At 67.1% G+C, this 17,154-nt stretch carries 10 protein-coding genes; 3 read left to right on the forward strand and 7 right to left on the reverse strand.

Annotated features, from left to right (window positions below):
• The first annotated feature begins 10 nt into the window (after nucleotides 1-10).
• Both ACWGO0_RS21590 and ACWGO0_RS21595 read left to right on the forward strand, forming a co-directional pair.
• Complete coding sequence (locus tag ACWGO0_RS21590) at nucleotides 11-1,462, forward strand: Gfo/Idh/MocA family protein (RefSeq protein WP_453537206.1); 1,452 nt, start codon at nucleotides 11-13, stop codon at nucleotides 1,460-1,462.
• A 100-nt stretch (nucleotides 1,463-1,562) separates the two neighbouring features.
• The gene (locus ACWGO0_RS21595; RefSeq protein WP_453537294.1) at nucleotides 1,563-2,513 is read left to right on the forward strand and encodes an NEW3 domain-containing protein; all 951 of its coding nucleotides are present in this window, start codon (nucleotides 1,563-1,565) and stop codon (nucleotides 2,511-2,513) included.
• Nucleotides 2,514-2,578: 65 nt separating this feature from the next.
• Here the strand turns inward: ACWGO0_RS21595 and ACWGO0_RS21600 are convergent, their stop codons facing one another.
• The 7 genes from ACWGO0_RS21600 to ACWGO0_RS21630 form a co-directional block, all read right to left on the reverse strand.
• On the reverse strand, nucleotides 2,579-2,998 hold the full coding sequence (locus tag ACWGO0_RS21600; protein ID WP_453537209.1) for a hypothetical protein: 420 nt from the start codon (nucleotides 2,996-2,998) through the stop codon (nucleotides 2,579-2,581).
• A gap of 32 nt (nucleotides 2,999-3,030) precedes the next feature.
• Entirely contained in the window at nucleotides 3,031-11,454 is an 8,424-nt protein-coding gene (locus ACWGO0_RS21605) for a golvesin C-terminal-like domain-containing protein (protein ID WP_453537297.1), read from the reverse strand.
• A 1,022-nt stretch (nucleotides 11,455-12,476) separates the two neighbouring features.
• Nucleotides 12,477-14,078 (reverse strand): polyamine aminopropyltransferase, encoded by a 1,602-nt coding sequence (locus ACWGO0_RS21610; protein ID WP_453537212.1) that lies wholly within the window; start codon nucleotides 14,076-14,078, stop codon nucleotides 12,477-12,479.
• Nucleotides 14,079-14,086: 8 nt separating this feature from the next.
• Nucleotides 14,087-14,524: a DUF350 domain-containing protein gene (locus tag ACWGO0_RS21615; RefSeq protein WP_453537215.1), complete on the reverse strand. Its 438-nt coding sequence runs from the start codon at nucleotides 14,522-14,524 to the stop codon at nucleotides 14,087-14,089.
• Nucleotides 14,525-14,579: 55 nt separating this feature from the next.
• A complete protein-coding gene (locus ACWGO0_RS21620; RefSeq protein WP_453537218.1) occupies nucleotides 14,580-14,981 on the reverse strand; it encodes a DUF4247 domain-containing protein in 402 nt (133 codons plus the stop codon).
• Nucleotides 14,978-15,472 (reverse strand): DUF2617 family protein, encoded by a 495-nt coding sequence (locus ACWGO0_RS21625; protein WP_453537220.1) that lies wholly within the window; start codon nucleotides 15,470-15,472, stop codon nucleotides 14,978-14,980. Before ACWGO0_RS21625 ends, ACWGO0_RS21620 begins: the two co-directional genes overlap by 4 nt.
• A gap of 134 nt (nucleotides 15,473-15,606) precedes the next feature.
• Entirely contained in the window at nucleotides 15,607-16,227 is a 621-nt protein-coding gene (locus tag ACWGO0_RS21630) for a TetR/AcrR family transcriptional regulator (protein WP_453537223.1), read from the reverse strand.
• Nucleotides 16,228-16,429: 202 nt separating this feature from the next.
• On the opposite strand from ACWGO0_RS21630, the gene ACWGO0_RS21635 reads away from it, so the two are divergent.
• Nucleotides 16,430-17,122, forward strand: coding sequence for a lysophospholipid acyltransferase family protein (locus ACWGO0_RS21635; RefSeq protein ID WP_453537226.1), 693 nt, complete (start codon nucleotides 16,430-16,432; stop codon nucleotides 17,120-17,122).
• Nucleotides 17,123-17,154: the final 32 nt, after the last annotated feature.

Here is a 17,154-nt window from a genome sequence, read left to right on the forward strand (position 1 = left end):
CGTTGTCGCCATGTCTGAAATCCCCGCAGTCTCACGCCGCTTGGTCCTGGGAGGGACGCTGGCCACGGGAGCGGCGCTCGCCGCCGGGATCGGTTCGGCCACCAGCGCGTCCGCCGCACCCGCTTCGGCCGTCTCCGCCCTGGCCGAAGCCGCCGCGCCCCGCCGCGCGGCAGGCCAGAAATCCATGATCAATGTGCCGTTCGAGCCCTACGCCACCGTCCGCGTCGGTGTGATCGGACTCGGCAACCGGGGTTCCGGAATGACGACGGGCTGGTCCGTCGTCCCCGGCTGTACCGTGACCGCGGTGTGCGACATCCGCGCCGACCGCGTGAAGCGCACCGCCGACGCGCTGGTGGCCAAGGGCAAGCCGCGCCCGGCGGAGTTCGGCGGCTCCGCCGACTCGTTCACGGAGATGCTCAAGCGCGACGACATCGACCTCGTATACATAGCCACGCCCTGGGAGTTCCACTACGAGCAGGGCAAGGCGGCGCTGCTTTCCGGCAAGCACGTCATCGTCGAACTCCCCATCGCCACCGAGCTGGACGAGCTGTGGGACCTCGTGGACACCTCCGAGCGCACGCGCAAGAACCTGATGCTCTCCGAGAACTGCAACTACGGCCGCAATGAGCTGGCCATGCTGAAGATGGGCCACGAGGGCCTGTTCGGCGAGATCACCAACGGCCACGGCGGCTATCTGCACGACCTGCGCTCCCTGCTCTTCTCCAACACGTACTACACCGACTCCTGGCGCAGGCTCTGGCACACCCGTTCCACCGCGTCCTTCTACGCCATGCACGGCCTGGCGCCGATCGCGGCGGCGATGGACATCAACCGGGGCGACCGGATGACCACGCTGAAGGCCACGGCCACGGCGCCGAAGGGGCTCGCCGACTACCGCGAGCGCTTCATCCCCAAGTCGCACCCGTCCTGGAACGAGACGTACATCAACGGCGACCTGGTGACCTGCCAGATCGAGACGGCGCAGGGCCGGATGATCCGGGCCGAGCACGATGTCAGCTCGCCCCGCCCGTACAGCCGGATCAACTCCCTCGCCGGCAGCCGCGGCATCTTCGAGGACTACGCGGGCACCTCGACGACCGGCGGCCGCATCTACGTCGAGCCGGACCACGGGGGCCACTCCTGGCGCGACTTCGACACGTACCGCAAGGAGTTCGACCACTGGCTGTGGAAGAAGATCGGTGACGACGCCGCGAACAACGGCGGCCACGGCGGCATGGACTACGTCCTGCAGTGGCGCACCATCCAGCTGATGCGGGCCGGGCTGGTCCCCGACATCGACGTGTACGACTCGGCGGTCTGGTGCGCACCCGTTCCGCTGAGCGTCATGTCCCTCGCGGCCAAGGGCCGCCCGGTCGCCGTGCCCGACTTCACCCGGGGCTCCTGGGTCAACCTGCGCACGGGCCTGGACTCGCGCGAGACGGACATGCCTCCCGTCGCCTAGCCCACTTCCCCGTCCGTCCAGGCAACTCCCGCCGAAGGAGCAGACGTTGAGACCCACCCGACTGAAGAACCCGCTCAGAGCCCTGGCCGTGGCCGCGGTCATGCTGATCCCCGCCCAGGCGGCCACGGCCGCACCCGCCGCCCCGGCCGCACCCGCCGCGTCCGAGGCGAAGACCGAGGTGACCATCTCCCCCGTCGACCTCGACGGTCCGGTCATCGCGACGGTGAAGGTCACCGTGAAGAACGCCGGTCCGCAGCGCATGCGTTCACTGAAGGTCGCGTTCGCCGGTCCTGCGGGATGGGCGGTGCAGCCGTCGCTGCGCAGCGTGGACGGTGCCCTGGCCACGGGCGCCTCCGCAACGGCGAGCTTCCAGATCCAGGTCCCGGAGAAGCGGGCCGGGTTCGTCATCCGTACGTTCACCGCGACCGCGACCTACACGGGCGGGGACGGCGCGGGCACGGCGACCGGCACCCGCTCGGAGCGCAGCGGATCGCCGCAGGCGAACCTCGCGGCGGCGTACAACAACGTGGCGATCACCGACGAGTCCGCCACGACGGCGGGCAACTACGACGGTGAGGGCAACAGCTTCTCCGCGCAGAAGCTCGCCGCGGTCGGCCTGACCCCCGGGGCACCCGTCAACGCCCTGGGCGCCACCCTGACCTGGCCGGACGTCCCGGCCGGCACGAAGGACAACGTGGGAAGCGCCGGACAGGCCATCACGCTGAGCGGCAAGGGCAGCAAGCTGGTATTCCTCGGCTCGGGCGTCGGCAGCGCCGCCACGGGCAGCCCCACCGTGTACTACACCGACGGTACGAAGTCCACGGGCACGTTCGGCTTCCCCAACTGGTCCTTCGACCCGGTCACCGCGCACGGCGCCACCCTGGTCAAGTCGACCGACGGCCGCAACCGCCCGAGCGGCTACGGCAACGCCACCGTGAAGTACAGCGTCTTCGCCAACTCGGTCCCCCTGGACCCGTCCAGGACGGTGGAGTTCGTGGTCCTGCCCGCGAACGCCAACATCCACATCTTCGACATGAAGATCGCGCCCTGACCGACCCGGAGCCGGCATGCGAAAGGGGCGGCGCAGGTGCGCCGCCCCTTCCCGTCGTCATCGGCTCATCCGCTGTACGCGATGGCCTTCCTCGACAGCACCTCCGCGAACCAGTCCGCGGTACGCCGAGCGAGTTCGGGCGGCGTACCGGTGGCCCGCAGGGCCGTGCCTCCGCCCTCGAGCGTCAGCATCTGGTCATGGACGCGGTCGCCCACGACCCGGGTGCCGTCGAAGAAGACCCCCGCTGTGAACAGGTGCTGCTTCGCCGCTTCGTCGACCACGTACAGGACGACCAGCAGCTCCCGCCGCACGTTTCCCAGCGCGGGAACGACGGCCGAATCGTCCGGATCCGCAGCCCAGCCCGCGGCTGTCGCGCGGGAGCGCAGCTCCGTCACGAACTCAAGCTCGTCCTTGCTGAACTGGTCCTCGTCGTCCTCGATCTCGAACCAGACGCCAAGGACGTCGCCATCATACGAATCCGGCACGATTCGCCCCTTCCTTACTTTTCAGAGGTTCCTCAGAACCAGGAACTGATCTCTTCGCCGATGGATCCTCCGGCCAAGGCACCGCCGATACCGCCGGCGATACCGCCGATCACCCCACCGACCACACCACCTGCCGCCGTGCCGGCACCTGGGATGATCGAGCCGACCGCGGCGCCAATTCCGGCCCCGATCTTGGCTCCCGCCCAGGCTCCGGCCAGACCGCCGGCCAGTGAACTGCCGTTGACGATCGCGCGGTCGACTTTCTGGTCGTCCGGCGCCGTGGCCACGTCGTAGATCGAGTAGGCGATGCCCAGGCCGAACAGACCCCGGCCGCCCCACTTGACGGCCGTGCCCACCTTGCTCAGGACGGTGCTGGTCGTCCTCGGCGCCGTGCCGGAGCCCGCTGGGACCTCGGCCGCGGCGGCTGCCTTGACCGTGTTCACCTTAACCAGCGCGGTGCTGGTCTTCTGCGCCACCACGAGGTCCCGACTGACACTGGCTTTACCCAGGCCGACCAGGTTACCGAAGCTCCACCGGCCACCCGGGGTGCCCTTCGTGCCGGGTGAGTACTGGGAGAGGTGGCTGTCATTCTGGCAGACCGGGCACACGTCCATCGGGAACGGCGGCTTGTTCGGGCCCTTCCACCGGACGGCCTGACTGAACCTGGCCTGGTCCATCGGAATTCCCAGCCGCGACGCCGCGTTGCGCTCGGCACAGCCGCACAGCCCCCAGGACTGCCCCGCCGCATAGCGGCCGGTCACCGGGTCGTACGCACCCACGTACACGTTCCGCTTCTTGTGCGGGAACTGGTTCATGTACGCGTCGCGCACCTTCTCCATGGTGTCGGCGACGATGTTGGTCACCACCCCCTTGCTGTCGACCGAGAAGGTCGGCGTGCCGTTGCCGGACCACCAGTCGTGGCCGTCGAGTTCGACATTGCTGAGCGGGTTGCCGCCCGCGAACGCGTACCGGTTGCCGGTGAGCGGATCGCTGGACAGCCGCATGTCCGCGAGGGCGCCGTTGTACATGTCCCGGGACAGGAAGCGGTTCATGCCTGGCGAGTAGTTACGGAAGCCCATGTTCAGGTTCCCGGAGGAGGAGACCCTGGCCCCGTTGTACCGGTAGGCGTTGTAAGGCTCGGCACTGGCGCCGCCGCCGGTGCCCGGCTTGTCGACACCGGTCGTCTGGCTGGTGTCCTCGCTGCCGTACGCGGTGTAACCGTACGTACCCTTGGTGTTGCCCGTCTCGTCCGTGATGGCCTGGACGTCGGACCGCTGGTTGTAGCTGTAGAACGTGGTGTCCTTGGTGCCGTCCGTCTCATGGACGGTCTGCGCCAGCCGGGTCCCGAGCGGTGAGTACTCGTACTCCTTCGTGGTCTTGCCGTCGACCTTCTCGTTCATGATCGCGCTCGTCATGCCGAGGTGGTCGAAGGCGGTGGTCTTCGCTTCGCCCGTGCCCACTCCCGCGGTCTGGGTGACCACCCGGCCGAACGGGTCGTAGGTGAAGTCGCTCCGGACCAGTCCGGTGCCGTTGTTGTTCCACTCGGAGGAGATCCGGTCGTAACCGTCGTAGGCGTAGCGCTGCAGCACCTCACCGGCGCCGGTCGCCCGGTCCATTCGCCCGAAGGGATCGTAGTTGTAGTTGACGGTGCCCGCATCCGTGGCACTGGAGACCAGCCGGTCCCGCGAGTAGGTGTTGGTGGTCGTCGTCCCGCCGACGGACTGTGTCGTGATGTTCCCGTTCGGGTCGTACGCGTACGACTGGGAGTTCTTGCCGTCGGAATTGGTGACCGACGCGACCTGGTTGCGCGGGGTGAAGGTGCTGGTGCTGGTGCGGTCCAGATAGGCGCTGTGGTTGTCGGCGTTCTGGGTGCTGGAGATGTCCTTGATCTGATTGCCGTTTGCGTCGTACGTAAGCTCGTGCTGGGCCACCAGCGTGCCGCCGGACGTCTTCTCCGTCGACTTGTTCAGCAGACCGTCCAGGTAGTAACTGGCGGTCAGCACATTGTTGTTTCCCTTCGTCTCCGAGGTGATCAGGCCCGTCTTGTCGTACGTGTAGGAGTTGGTGTGCGGGGTGGTGTCGTCCGCGCTCTCCTTGTTGACAGCCTTGGACAGCAGATCCCGCACGTCGTACGTGAAGGCGCCGACCGCGCCGTCGTGCGTCTGGCTGGTGATGTTGGAGTTGGCGTCGTAGCCGAACGCGGTGGTGTGCTTGACCGCGCCGGAGGCCCGCTCCTGGAGCTCGGTCAGCCGGTTCAGACCGTCGTACGCGTACAGATACTCGTCGTACTTCGCGTCCGGCGAGGAGTCGGCGAGCCGTGTGAGGCCGCCGTCCGCGTCGTACTCGTAGCTGAAGGCCGACGGGTTCTTCTGGGTGTCGCCCGAGTTGTCGCGCACCAGCTTGACCGCGTCCGCGCTCACCGTGCCGGTGGCGTGCTGCGCCAGCGTGATCTGCTGGTCCGTGCCGCCGGCGGTGAAGGCATGGCTCCCCAGGGAGACCCAGGTCGCGGAGTTCTTCGTCTGGTCGACCGTACGGCTGGCGGTGCCGCTGCCGTGCTTGACGGTGTACGCGGCGGTGGTGGCCGCCCCGGTGACCGCCGGGTACTTGACGTACACCTGGTAGGTGCCGTCCTGCGGGATGTTCAGCTTCCAGTTGAAGGTGTCCGTACCCGCTGCGGCCGCGTGGCTGCGGTAGTCGTACCCCTGGTGCTCGGTGCCCGCAGAAACGGTTGTCCAGGTACCGGTGGCCGTAGCGTTCTGGCTGTCGGAGTTGTCGGCGAGGACGACCTGAAGGCCGACCGGGACGCCGCTGTCCGAACGGGCCTTGAGCTTGCCGTCGGGAAAGTAGTCCCAGCCCATGGTGCGCGACGAGGAGCCGCCGGCACTGGTGAGTTTACGCTCGCTCTGCAGACCCAGGGTGTTGTACTCGTAGGACGTGACGATGTCCCACGGGTCGGTGGAGGACTTGATCCAGCCGTTGTCGAAGTAGGAGTACCTCGTGTCGTTGCGGGCGGTCTCACCCTTCGACGGCGGGGCGCTGACCTTGGACAGCCGGCTCGCCGCGTCGTAGCTGTACTCGGTGCGGTCCACCTTGTTGTAGACCGCGTCATTGGGGTCGTACGGGGACAGCTGCGCCTTGACCCGGTTCAGCTCGTCGTACACCGTCTCCGAGGTGAAGTCGTCCGCCGTGGCGGTGTCGACACCGCGCGGCGAGATCGACTTGGTCGGGTTGCCGGCCTGGTCGTACTCGAACTTGGTGGTCCGGTAGGTGATGACACCGGAGCCGTCCTTGCTGTGCGGGGTCCTGACCTGGGTGTTCTTGCCACGCTCGTCGTACGTGTAGAGCGTGGTGGTGCCGAGCTCGTTCACCGAGGAGACGCGCAGGCCGTCCTTGTCGAACGTGCCGGAGGTGACATTGCCGGCGGGGTCCGTGGAGGCGGTGGCCCGGTGGGTCAGGTCGTAGGTGAACTTGACGGTGTAGTCGTCCGGGTCGGCGGTCCTGTTCTTGACCGGGTCGACGATCTTGACGATGTCGCCGACGTTGTTGTAGTCGATGGTCGTCGTATTGCCTTCGGCGTCCGACTGGGACTTCAGCCGGTTCAGCTCGTCGTAGACGAAGGTCCTGGTGTACGAACCCGGCGTGGCTCCGGGCAGATTGCCCTTGGGGTCGGTGCCGCTGACCTGGTTGCCGACCTTGTCGTAGACATAGCTGGAGACGCGCTCCGGGCCGGTGGCGGAGTCCCGGGGATCCTTCGACGACAGGATCTGGTCTGCCTTGTCGTAGGTCACCGTGGTCACCGCGCCGTTGGGCGCGGTCGCCTGGACCACATTGTCGTTGGCGTCGTAGACCGGAGCCGGTGTGGAAACATAGCGGCCCGAGAACTGGTCCTTGGGGGATCTGGTGTCGAGCGGCCGGTTGAAGACGTCGTAGTTCTGCGTGGTGGTGTGGTTCAGCTCGTCGGTGGACGAGGTCACTTCACCGCGCAGACCGAGGACGACCGAGGTGGTGTTGCCCAGCGCGTCCTTGCTGGTCTTCGGCAGACCCGAGGGGTCGTAGTCCTCGTAGAGCGTCGGATTGCCGTTGGGGTCGACGGCCTTGGTGAGGTGGCCGTACACGTCATAGGTGTAACTGGTGGTGTAGTCACCCGCGGTCGCTGTCGAGACGCCCTTGGGGTCGGTGACCGTGAGCAGATTGCCGATGCTGTCGTACCCGAACTGCCAGGTACGCCCCTCCGGCGACTTCTTCTGGAAGAGGTCGGCGACGTGGCCGTTGTTACCGTAGGAGTACGTGTACGTGGAGCCCGGCGTGCCGTTCTTGGTGGCCTCCGCGTCCGTACTGGTCAGCGGGTAACCGGTCTTCGGGTCGTAGCTGTACGTGCTGTAGGAGCCGTTGGCCTCCTCCATCCGCGTGACGTTGTTGTCGGCGTCCCAGGACATCTGGGTGGCCTGCGACTTGGCGTTGGTGACCTTGACCGGGCGGCCGAAACCGTCCATCAGATACGTGGTCGCGTTGTTGTTGGCGTCTGTGACCACGGCCTGGGTGTTCGAGCCGGTCTGGGCGTCGGGGTCGCTGTAGACGTAGCCGACGCTGTGGCCCAGCCGGTCGGTCAGGGTCTTGGTCCGCCAGTGGAAGCGCGGATCGTCGCCCTCGTTCGGGTAGTTGTACGCCAGCGTGCTGGAGTTGCCGCGCGGGTCGGTCGTCCTGACCAGCTTGACGTTCTTGTTGCCCTGCGTGGCGTCGTACTCGAAGAGAAACACCTTCTGCTGCGGAGTGCCCGCACCGTCGGTGAGCTTGGTGAGCAGCCCCTTGTCGGAGTACTCGATGGCCACCTTGCGGCCGGAGATGTCCGTCATCGACTTTACGTGGTCGATGATCTTCGGGTTGCTGGTCTCACCCTTGGCGTAGTACTCGATGGTCAGGGTCTGCCGACCGGCCGGGTCGGTGATGTACCTCAGGAACTTCGTCGGCTTGTTGCTGGACTTGCGCTCCTCGTACGTGAACGTCTCGACGTTCCCGTTCTTGTCCTTGATGGACGAGAGGTAGCCCGAGCAGTCGAAGAAGAACTGTGTGCGGTCCGGCCGGGTCATCGACCAGGCGTCGAGCGCGTTGTCCTTGTCCGGGGTGCAGTCGACCGCCGTGTTCTGCTCCAGCAGGTAGTGCACACCGGCCGGCGCCTTCCAGCTGCCGTCTGCCTGCTTGCGGAAGACATGGCTGGTGCCGTCGCCGTCCGGCAGTGTCACCTCGGTCGGGTGCGGGTTGGGATGGAAGTCGAGCGCCGCGCCGAGCCGGATCGGCCCGGACGCCTGCCCCGACCAGCCCGCGCCGAGCACGGTGTCGGAGGTGTCCAGCGAGTTGTACGCGAAACGCGTGAACGTCCCGAGTCCACGGCCGGGGTTGGAGAAGGCGTTGTAGGACCACACCGTGTTGCCGGAGGACAGGTTGTTGGTCGCCGTGCCTCCTGCGCCGGTGCCCCGTCCCACGTACGAGTAGTACTTCTCCAGGCCGAGCTGATCGGAGGTGGGGTCCTCGACGGCGACCGGCTGGCGCAGCCCGGGGATCGACTCGGAGGCCGAGAGCCAGGTCGACGCGGTCTGGTTGAACAGGTCCCAGGTCAGCACGTAGTCGGTGCGCTTGTTGCCCGAGTCGGAGTTGACCGGGGTTTTCACCTGCGCCGTGAAGGTGACCGTCTCTCCCGGCGAGACGTCCTTGGGCAGGGCGGTGCGGACCTGGTTGCCCCCGGTCGTCGCGTCGGTGCCGTCCGGCAGCGCCCACGTGTAGGTGAGCACCTGGTCGGCGGACTTCCACAACGAGGTGGTGGTGTTGGTGAGTGTGACCTCGACGTCATAGCTGTCGCCGGGAATCATGCGGGCCGGGGTCTGAGGCGCGTAGTACGTCGACTCGGCGGTCTTGTCGATGTATGTGACGGCCAGCTTGGGGCGCAGCTGCGGTTCGGCGGCCTCGGAGGAGAGGAACATGGTGCGTTCCTGCGGCCCGGACGCCGATTCGTCGGCCAGCTTCACCATGGCGCCGTGGTTGGTGGCGGGGTTGGAGATCCAGCCCTGCACCAGCGAGGTGGTGTCCCAGTTGCGGCGGCTCGGGTCGTTGGTGACACTGCCAACCGTGTCGGAGACCGCACTGCCGTGGTCGCCGCCTGCCGTCGTCCAGGCGGTGGTGGCGTCGGCCTTGGTCCAGGAGGCGGTTGCCTCGTCGAAGTCACGGTTGAGCGACCGTAGTTCATAGGCCGCGCCGGTGGTGTTGGTGGTGGTGGTGACCCCCCATAGCTGGAGGTTGGACTTGAGCACCCGCGCGGTGGCGGGCAGGCTGTCCAGCGCGGGGAATTTCACCAGGGTGCGGGTCTTGCCGTACGTCGTGGAGTTGTTGCCCACCGACAGCCAGTTCCGCGCCACACCGGCGTCACTGATGGTGTCGTGCCCGGTGGTCGCCTCGACGGAGGACAGCGAGGTGTCCGACTGGCCGGTCTGGTAGATCCGGGTGGTGCTGCCCGCCTTGGGGAGCACCACCAGCTGGGTCGGTCCGGCGGAGACCTTTCCGTCCTTCGTCCGGACCGCGACCATGTAGTAGTAGGCGCGGCCGAGCAGATCGGCGGAGTCCGCCGGGGTCGGCAGTGCCGTGGTGTCGGTGAAGGACGTGGTGCCGGCCGCGACCGGGGCGATGAGCGTGGACGCCGAGGGCGTGAACGTCTGGAAGACGCTGCGGTGCACCTGGTAGTCGACGATGTCGTCGCCGGTGGCGGCCGACGGGTCGGCGTACGCGGGCCATGTGAGCTCGGCGCCGGTGGAGTGGATCGTGGTCGGCGGGGCGACGTCCACACCGGGCCGCCCGTAGGTGAGGACCAGCTTGGGATAGATGGAAGCCTCGCCTCCGTACGCGTACTCGGAGGCCGAGTAGCGCGGGCCGCCCTTGGGGGCGGTGGAGAGCTCGCTCGCCGCCTTGACGACGAAGCCGTGGTTCGCGTTGGTGCCGTCGATCCAGGACTGGACGGTGTCCTTCACGGAGAAGGAGTGCCAGGCGTTGAGCGTGTCCTGCTTCTTGGAGACCGTGCCCGGCTTGGTCAGCCGTACCGCGTCCGCGATCACCGCGGTCGAGGCGTTGGCCGGACCGTCGCCGAGGACCACCTTGCCGGCCGTGCCCGCCTTGAACGGGTGTGCGCCGAGCGGCTTCCAGACACCGCCGGCGCCGGTCCTCTGGTCGACGGTGTACGCCTTGCTGCCGCCGTCGTAAGTGACGGTGTAGGGCGTAGCGGTGGAGCGGTCGTCGGCAGGGATCACATGGGCGTCGACCTGATAGGTGCCGTCCTCGGGCAGCTTGGGCTGCCAGGTGTACGTGTCACCCGCGACGGTGTCCTTGTTGAAGAGGTAGTCCTTGTTGACGGCGTACTGCGTGAACGCCGTGTTGGCGGACGCGGGCCAGGCACCCGTGGCCGCTGTGGTCCCGGCGTCGCCCTCGTCGACGACCACCGAAGTCCCGGACAGTTCACCGGTTTTGGCGTTGGCATTGTTCCAGGTGGCGGTGGTTTCGTCCCATTCGGAGGTGGCGCGGTGCGCCTCCAGCGGGACGTCGTTGGCGCCGGTGGTGTGCGCCTGGTCGTAGTACAGCTGCAGGCGCGCGTCCTCCAGCCTGGTGCCGGCCGGCACCCCGGCCAGCGGGAACTTCACCAGGGCACGAGAGGTGCCGGTGGAGGTGTTGCCGACCGACAGCCGCCAGGAGCCGTCGTAGTTGGTGCCCGGACCGTCCGAGCTGATCATCACGTCCTGCGACTGGGACGGAGTCGGCGCGATCGAGATGGTCGGGTCGATGACGACCGGGTAGCGCCGCTCCTTGGCGGCCAGCCACGCGGCATCCGGCACCAGGCTCAACTTCCAGCCGCTGCCGGCCCGGGTGAGCTTCTGGGTGATCTTCGTGCTGTACGGGGCTCCGTACGGCGACTGGGAGTCGGAGCCCGCGTCCGTCATATAGGGCGCGGGAACAACCAGCACCGGAGCGGGCGAGAACTCTTCGTAGAACGCGATCGAACCGCCCTTACGCAGTTTGGGCGTGAGCCCATGGGCGTTGATCGCGAAGGTGAAGTCCGTGGAACCGGTCGGCCTTTCGGCCAGCACGATGCTCTCCTTGACCTCACCGGGTCCCACCTGGTATTCGAGGTCCGCGCCGGGCAGGGCGTTCTTGTACGTGACCCCGGAGCCGGACGCCTTGGGTGACGCGGTCTTGGCGCCGGGCACTCCGAAGGTGACCCAGTGCCCCTTGTCGGCCTCGAACCGAACCAGGGAGTCGGGGTCGGTGCCGAACCAACTGGTCGCGGTGTTGGTGGTGTTCGCGAAGGCGAAGCCGGCCCGGTCGGTCGGGCGCACGGCCGTGTCGATCGACTTCCACGCCTTACCGGAGCGGTAAGCGGTCGGCCGTCCGGTGATCTCGGCCTGGACCCGCCCGTCGGACATCCGCCAGTAGCGGGCCGTCGGGGTCCGTCTGCCGGTCAGCTCCGTCACCCGCTTGGCCGGGGACGCGTCGCGCGCCTTGTCGAGGTGCTGGCGCCCGTCCTGCCCCACGCCCTGCGAGGGGAGCACCGGTGCCTTCGCCTCCGGGCGCTTCTTGTCGTCCTTGCCGAGCCATCCCTTGACGGTGTCCACCACACCGGGGCCGTCTTCGCCCGGTGGAGCCTGGGTCAGCGCGAACGCCGGCTGCTGCACCAGGGAGCCGATGAGCACTCCCGTGATGACGGCAGCCGAGGTCCGTTTGATTATTCGTGACACGCGTTTCCCCTTTTCGCGTGGAATGCGCGAACGCCCGTCCCGGGGTAAGGGAAAGTCGTCACCCCAAGGCGCGGACGCCCTTGCAGTGCCACTCGGTTCGTTTGATTGATCGAACCGGGAAATTCTTCACGGGGGCAGTGTGTTCGTCAACGCCCTTAAGGAAAAGGGGACTTGCTGACCAAAATGCTCAATCTTCAACCCATTTGGCCGCCCAGTGGCGCACCAGCACCTTCATCGGGTATCTTCCCGAACAGCCCAAGGGGCTAACCCTCCGTTAATTCATCGAAACTCGCCCCTCTTTTTTGGTTATTCAATAGGAAAAACGCCCCGACCAATTTCGACCAAGGCGCTTCAATTTGCCATTTACAGGGCCTCCGACCGTACGAAGCGCGGCTGCCTTCGTAGCCGTGAGGCCGGGCCTGAACCGGCACGTACTGGGGCCGGGTTAGGCCCGCCGATCCACGGAAAGGGCCCTACGCGAGCGCGGCTGCATCCCCGGCACGAATCCCGCCCCGGCCCCCACTTCCAGCGTCTTCGCCAACTCGGTCCCCCTGGACCCGTCCAGGACGGTGGAGCTCGTGGTCCTGCCCGCGAACGCCGACATCCACATCTTCGACATGAAGATCGCGCCCTGACAGACCCGGAGCCGGCATGTGAAAGGGGCGGCGCAGGTGCGCCGCCCCTTTCCGCCGTCATCCGGCCGAAGATCCTCAGTAGTTCTGCCACTCGTGGCTGGTGTACTCGAGCACCGCGGGATCCATCAGGGTGCTCGCGCGTACGTCCTGGGGGCGCCGGTCCAGGGGGAAGACGGTGGCGGCTTCGAGGACGGCATCGTCCAGGAAGCGCAGGGGCGGGGCGTCATCGGCCAGGCGCAGCGGCGGCGGTGGGCCGTCGGCGCCGGGGGTGGCCAGGATGTAGCCCCAGTTGCCGAAGCTGGGGACATCCACCTGGTACTCGGTGGTCGAGTAGTCGGCCTCGTCGATCGTGGTGGCGATGGACCAGTACGACTTGGGGGCGAAGAACGGCGATCCGCCCTGAACGACGACCCGGCTTCCGGGGTTCAGCACATGGCGCAGCAGGTGGTAGAACTCGACGGAATAGAGCTTGGCCAGCGCGGCGGTGTCCGGGTCCGGAAAGTCGATGAGGACGGCGTCGTAGCGCTGCCCGGCCTCCCGCAGCCAGTTGAACGCGTCGGCGTTGACGGCGGTGACACGCGGGTCGCCGAGCGCGTGGTCGTTGAGTTCGAGCAGGGGTTCGAAGGTGCGGGCGAGCCGCGTCATCGCCGGGTCGAGGTCGACGAGCGTCACCTCTTCGACGTCGTCGTAACGCAGGACCTCCCGCAGGGCCAACGCGTCACCGCCACCCAGTATCAGCACGGATGAACGCTTTCCCGACAGGGCCGGCTGGACGAGGGCCTCGTGGTAGCGGTACTCGTCCACGGAGGAGAACTGCAGGTCGCCGTTGAGGAACAGCCGTGTGTCGGGCTTCCCGGTGAAAGCTGTGGACTGGGTGACGACGATGTCCTGGTACGGCGTGGTCTCGGCATGGATGATCGGGTCACGGTAGAGCTGCTGCCGAGCGGTGACCTCGATGTCGTCGGCCAGTACGTACACCGTCCCGAGTACGGCAAGGACGGCGGCCATCCCCGTCACCAGCATGATCCGCACGAAGCGTCGTGTCTCACGGCGGAAGATCCACAGGACGACGACGACACCGGCCACGGCGTTGACCCCGCCCACCACCAGCGCGCCCTTGAGCTGGCCGAAAGTGGGCAGAAGCAGCAGGGGGAAACACAGGCCGCCGACCAGCGCTCCGACGTAGTCCACGGCGAACATGTCGGCGACCGCGCTGCCGGCCTCCTGGCGTCTGATCCGCTGAAGCAGCGTCATCAGCAGGGGGATCTCGGCCCCGATGAGGAGGCCGACGGTGAACGTGATCACCACCATGGACGGCATGTAGACCTGCAGCCAGGCGAACGACACGTACAGGATGAGCACCGACAGGCCGCCGACGAGCGCGAGCAGTGTCTCCACGAGTGCGAAGGCTCCGACCGCGCGCCGTTGCAGCGGCTTGGCGGCCAGGGAACCGATGCCCATGGCGAAGACCATGACGGAGATGACCACGGAGGTCTGCATCACGGAGTTGCCGATGAGATAACTGCCCAGCGCCGTCAGCGCCAGTTCGTAGACCAGACCGCAGGCCGCGCAGATGAACACCGCGAGCAGCAGCAGGAAACGCGCGCCCCGCGAGTAGCCCGCCGGCGGACGTGGGGCAGCCGCGGCGGCGGTACGTTCCAGGGTGCTGGTACTCATGCTGCCGTTCAGGAAATCGCGGCACCGACCATGAAGGCCGTGCCGATGTACATGGCTGCCTGGACCCAGGCGGCAGGATGGGGGCGGTCCCCCTGGTCGTCGAGCACGGCGGCACCCATGCGGCCGGGGGTCAGCAGACCGACGATGACGGAGATGACGGTCATCAGGACGACGCCGGAGAGGCCGTACAACAAGGTGCTGATCAGGCCGTAGTCGAGGCCCAGTTCGGATTCGCTCGCCCTGATGGACTGGTCGATGACGTACCCGATGGCGATCGTCTGACCGGCGAGGAGGACCGCGGCGCCGCGGTTGCGCACGGTCCACACCACATGGACGAGCTTTCCGGGGGTGGTGAGGTCGAGTGCTATGAAGCCGACCGCCATCACGACGAAGCCGACCAGGCCGTAGAGCAGTGCGGCACCTGCCGACTCGAAGATCTCTGCCACGGGGCTGCCTTTCGGGGATGTCGCCAAGGAGTTCGGGTGGGCGTACTGCGGGTGGTCACTTGCCGGAGCCGGGGCCCCCGCCGCGGAAGTCGTCGCTGTCCGGGTCCGGCCACACGGACCGGACTTGGGACTTCCAGCGGCTGTAGCCGGTGCGGTAGTCGTCGATCTCGATCCTGCTGCCGCTCTGGTACGGGGTGATCGCGACGATGTCGTCCCGGTAACGGAGGAAGACCATGTCTCCCTCGCTGATCCGGTCCGTGGCCGAGGTGTGGCCGTCGATCTCCTCCGCGACCGCGGACGTCGCGTCGCTGCTGTCGACGTAGCCCGCGCCGCTGCCGCCGTACTCCGAGCGGATCCAGCTGGTCGGTACGTCGTTGCCGTCGTCCGAATCGCTGGAACAGCCGGCCAGCGCGACCGTGGCGAGGAATATCAGGCCGATGCGTCGGGCAGCCTTCATCGGGCCTCCAGTCGGGTGTGCGTCGCCACGATCTGGCCGCTCTGCGGATAGGTGTGCCAGGTGCGCCAGTTCAGTCCCGTGCTCTGCCGCTCGACGGTCAGTGCGGTGACTGCTTCCGGGGAGCCGGGAAAGATCCCGTACAGCGCCTGGGGGTGTTCTTCGGACCGGCTGCGGATCTGCGCGACCTGCTTGCTGAACTCCACTGCGGTGAGGTGCTGGACGCGGGCGCTGAACCGGTAGTTCCAGTCGTCGAAGTCCTGCGCCGCCGCGTCCGGGAGGCCCCCCTCGAAGCCGGGCAGACAGGCCACGGTTTCCCGGACCGGCCCCACGAAGACCTGATGGGAGGCGCCCAGAAGCCTGAGCTGCACATCGAGCCCACCGACCGTCAGGTCGCGTACGGCGAGTGCCTCGCGAGCGGGAAGGCCCAGCGTGAACGAGAGCTGATCGGCGTCGGTGTCCAGATACGGGGTCGTGAGTGCTATGCCGCTCATGGGGCGCTGCCCCGGCAGCTGATCGGCGCCTCAAGCATGAACAATGGTCCCCCGACTCCGGAACGTGCAAAGCGCGCTGAGTATGGCACAGGCCGGCTACACCAGTTCGAGCGGGGAGCCCCGGCAGGGGAACGTCAAAGTTCCTCGAATGCCGGGCATGGAGCGAGTAGCCGTTGGATTGCCCGGCGGGCCCGGGTGGAGGCCTGACGGTCGTGGTGCAGTTGCAAGTGGTGATTGAGGGCCAGCATGGCCCCGGCCAGTTCGTACAGCAGTTGGTCGCCGTCCGTGTCCGGTGGCAGCTCGCCTGCGGTGATCGCGCGCCGGATGTGGATGCCCAGGTCGCGGAGCCACAGGGCGTCCATGGCCGCGATGGCGTCTCGCACGAGGCCTGCGCGTCCGTCGAATTCCGCGGCTGCGGCGGTGAAGAAGCAACCGCCCGGCAGGACTTGGCGCTCCAGGTAGGACACCCACGCCTCGCACAGAGCACGCAGATGGGCCAACCCCGGAGGGGTTCCCTGGGCATGCCGCGTCACCTCGTGCATGAACTGTTCCGCTGCGGCATCGACGACGGCGAGCTGCAGGCTTTCCTTGGTGCCGAAGTGTCCGAGCACCCCGGCCTTGCTCATGCCCAGATCGGCTGCCAGTCGACCGATGGTCAGGCCTTCCAGACCCTCCACCGATGACAGCTCCAGACCGCGGCCGACGATGCGGCAACGGGTGCGGCCTGCTTCGAGGGCGGAATTACGAGGGCTCATGGCAGGACATGCTACCCGAATCGAACCCCTTTTAGCTTACGACCGATCGGTTGCTATATTGCGGACGCCGGCCAGATCCGGCATGTGGACCAGACCGAAGGAGTACCGCCGTGCCGGAAACACGCATCGCCGCCCTGGGACACCATCAGCCATCCCCTGTGATGACCGACGTTGCAGGCGCCGCCCTGATCAGCACGAGCCGATGAACAGGCAGCCGATGCTCTATACCTTTGCGCGACTCCTGCTCACCCCCCTGCTTCGGCTGATCTACCGGCCCGTCGTCCGTGGTTGCAGCAACGTTCCACGTAGTGGGCCGGTCATCCTCGCCAGCAACCATCTGTCCTTCATCGACAGCGTCGCCATCGCGCTGCTGGCTCCGCGCCCGGTGCACTTCCTGGCCAAGGACGCCTACTTCACCGGACACGGAATCAAAGGCGTCCTGACCCGCAGCTTCTTCGCGGCATTCGGCTGCATCCCCGTCGACCGGAAGGCCCATCGCGGCGCACGCGCGTCGCTGGAGACCGCTGAACAGCTGCTGATCGGCAAGCGCGCCTTCGGCATCTATCCGGAGGGAAGCCGCTCCCTCGACGGTCGCCTCTACCGCGGCCGAACAGGCGTCGCCTGGCTCGCCCTGACCACCGGCGCTCCGGTAATCCCGGTGGCGCTCACGGGCACCGAACGCCTCTTGCCTGCCGGTCGACGCGTGCCCCGACTTCACCGCATCACCGTGACGTTCGGGACACGAGTCGACTGCACGAGGCATCACGCCGACATGCGCCCGGCCCAGGCGCGACGGGCTGCCACCGACCGGATCATCCAGGCAATCGGAGACCTGTCGGGACAGCAGTACGCCCCTGTCTACTTGGAAGCACCCGAAAATGCGCCGCTTCCATAACCTTGCCTTGAGTGACAGGTGTTCGTTTCGTG

The sequence above is a fragment of the Streptomyces sp. NPDC055749 genome, assembly GCF_053617235.1.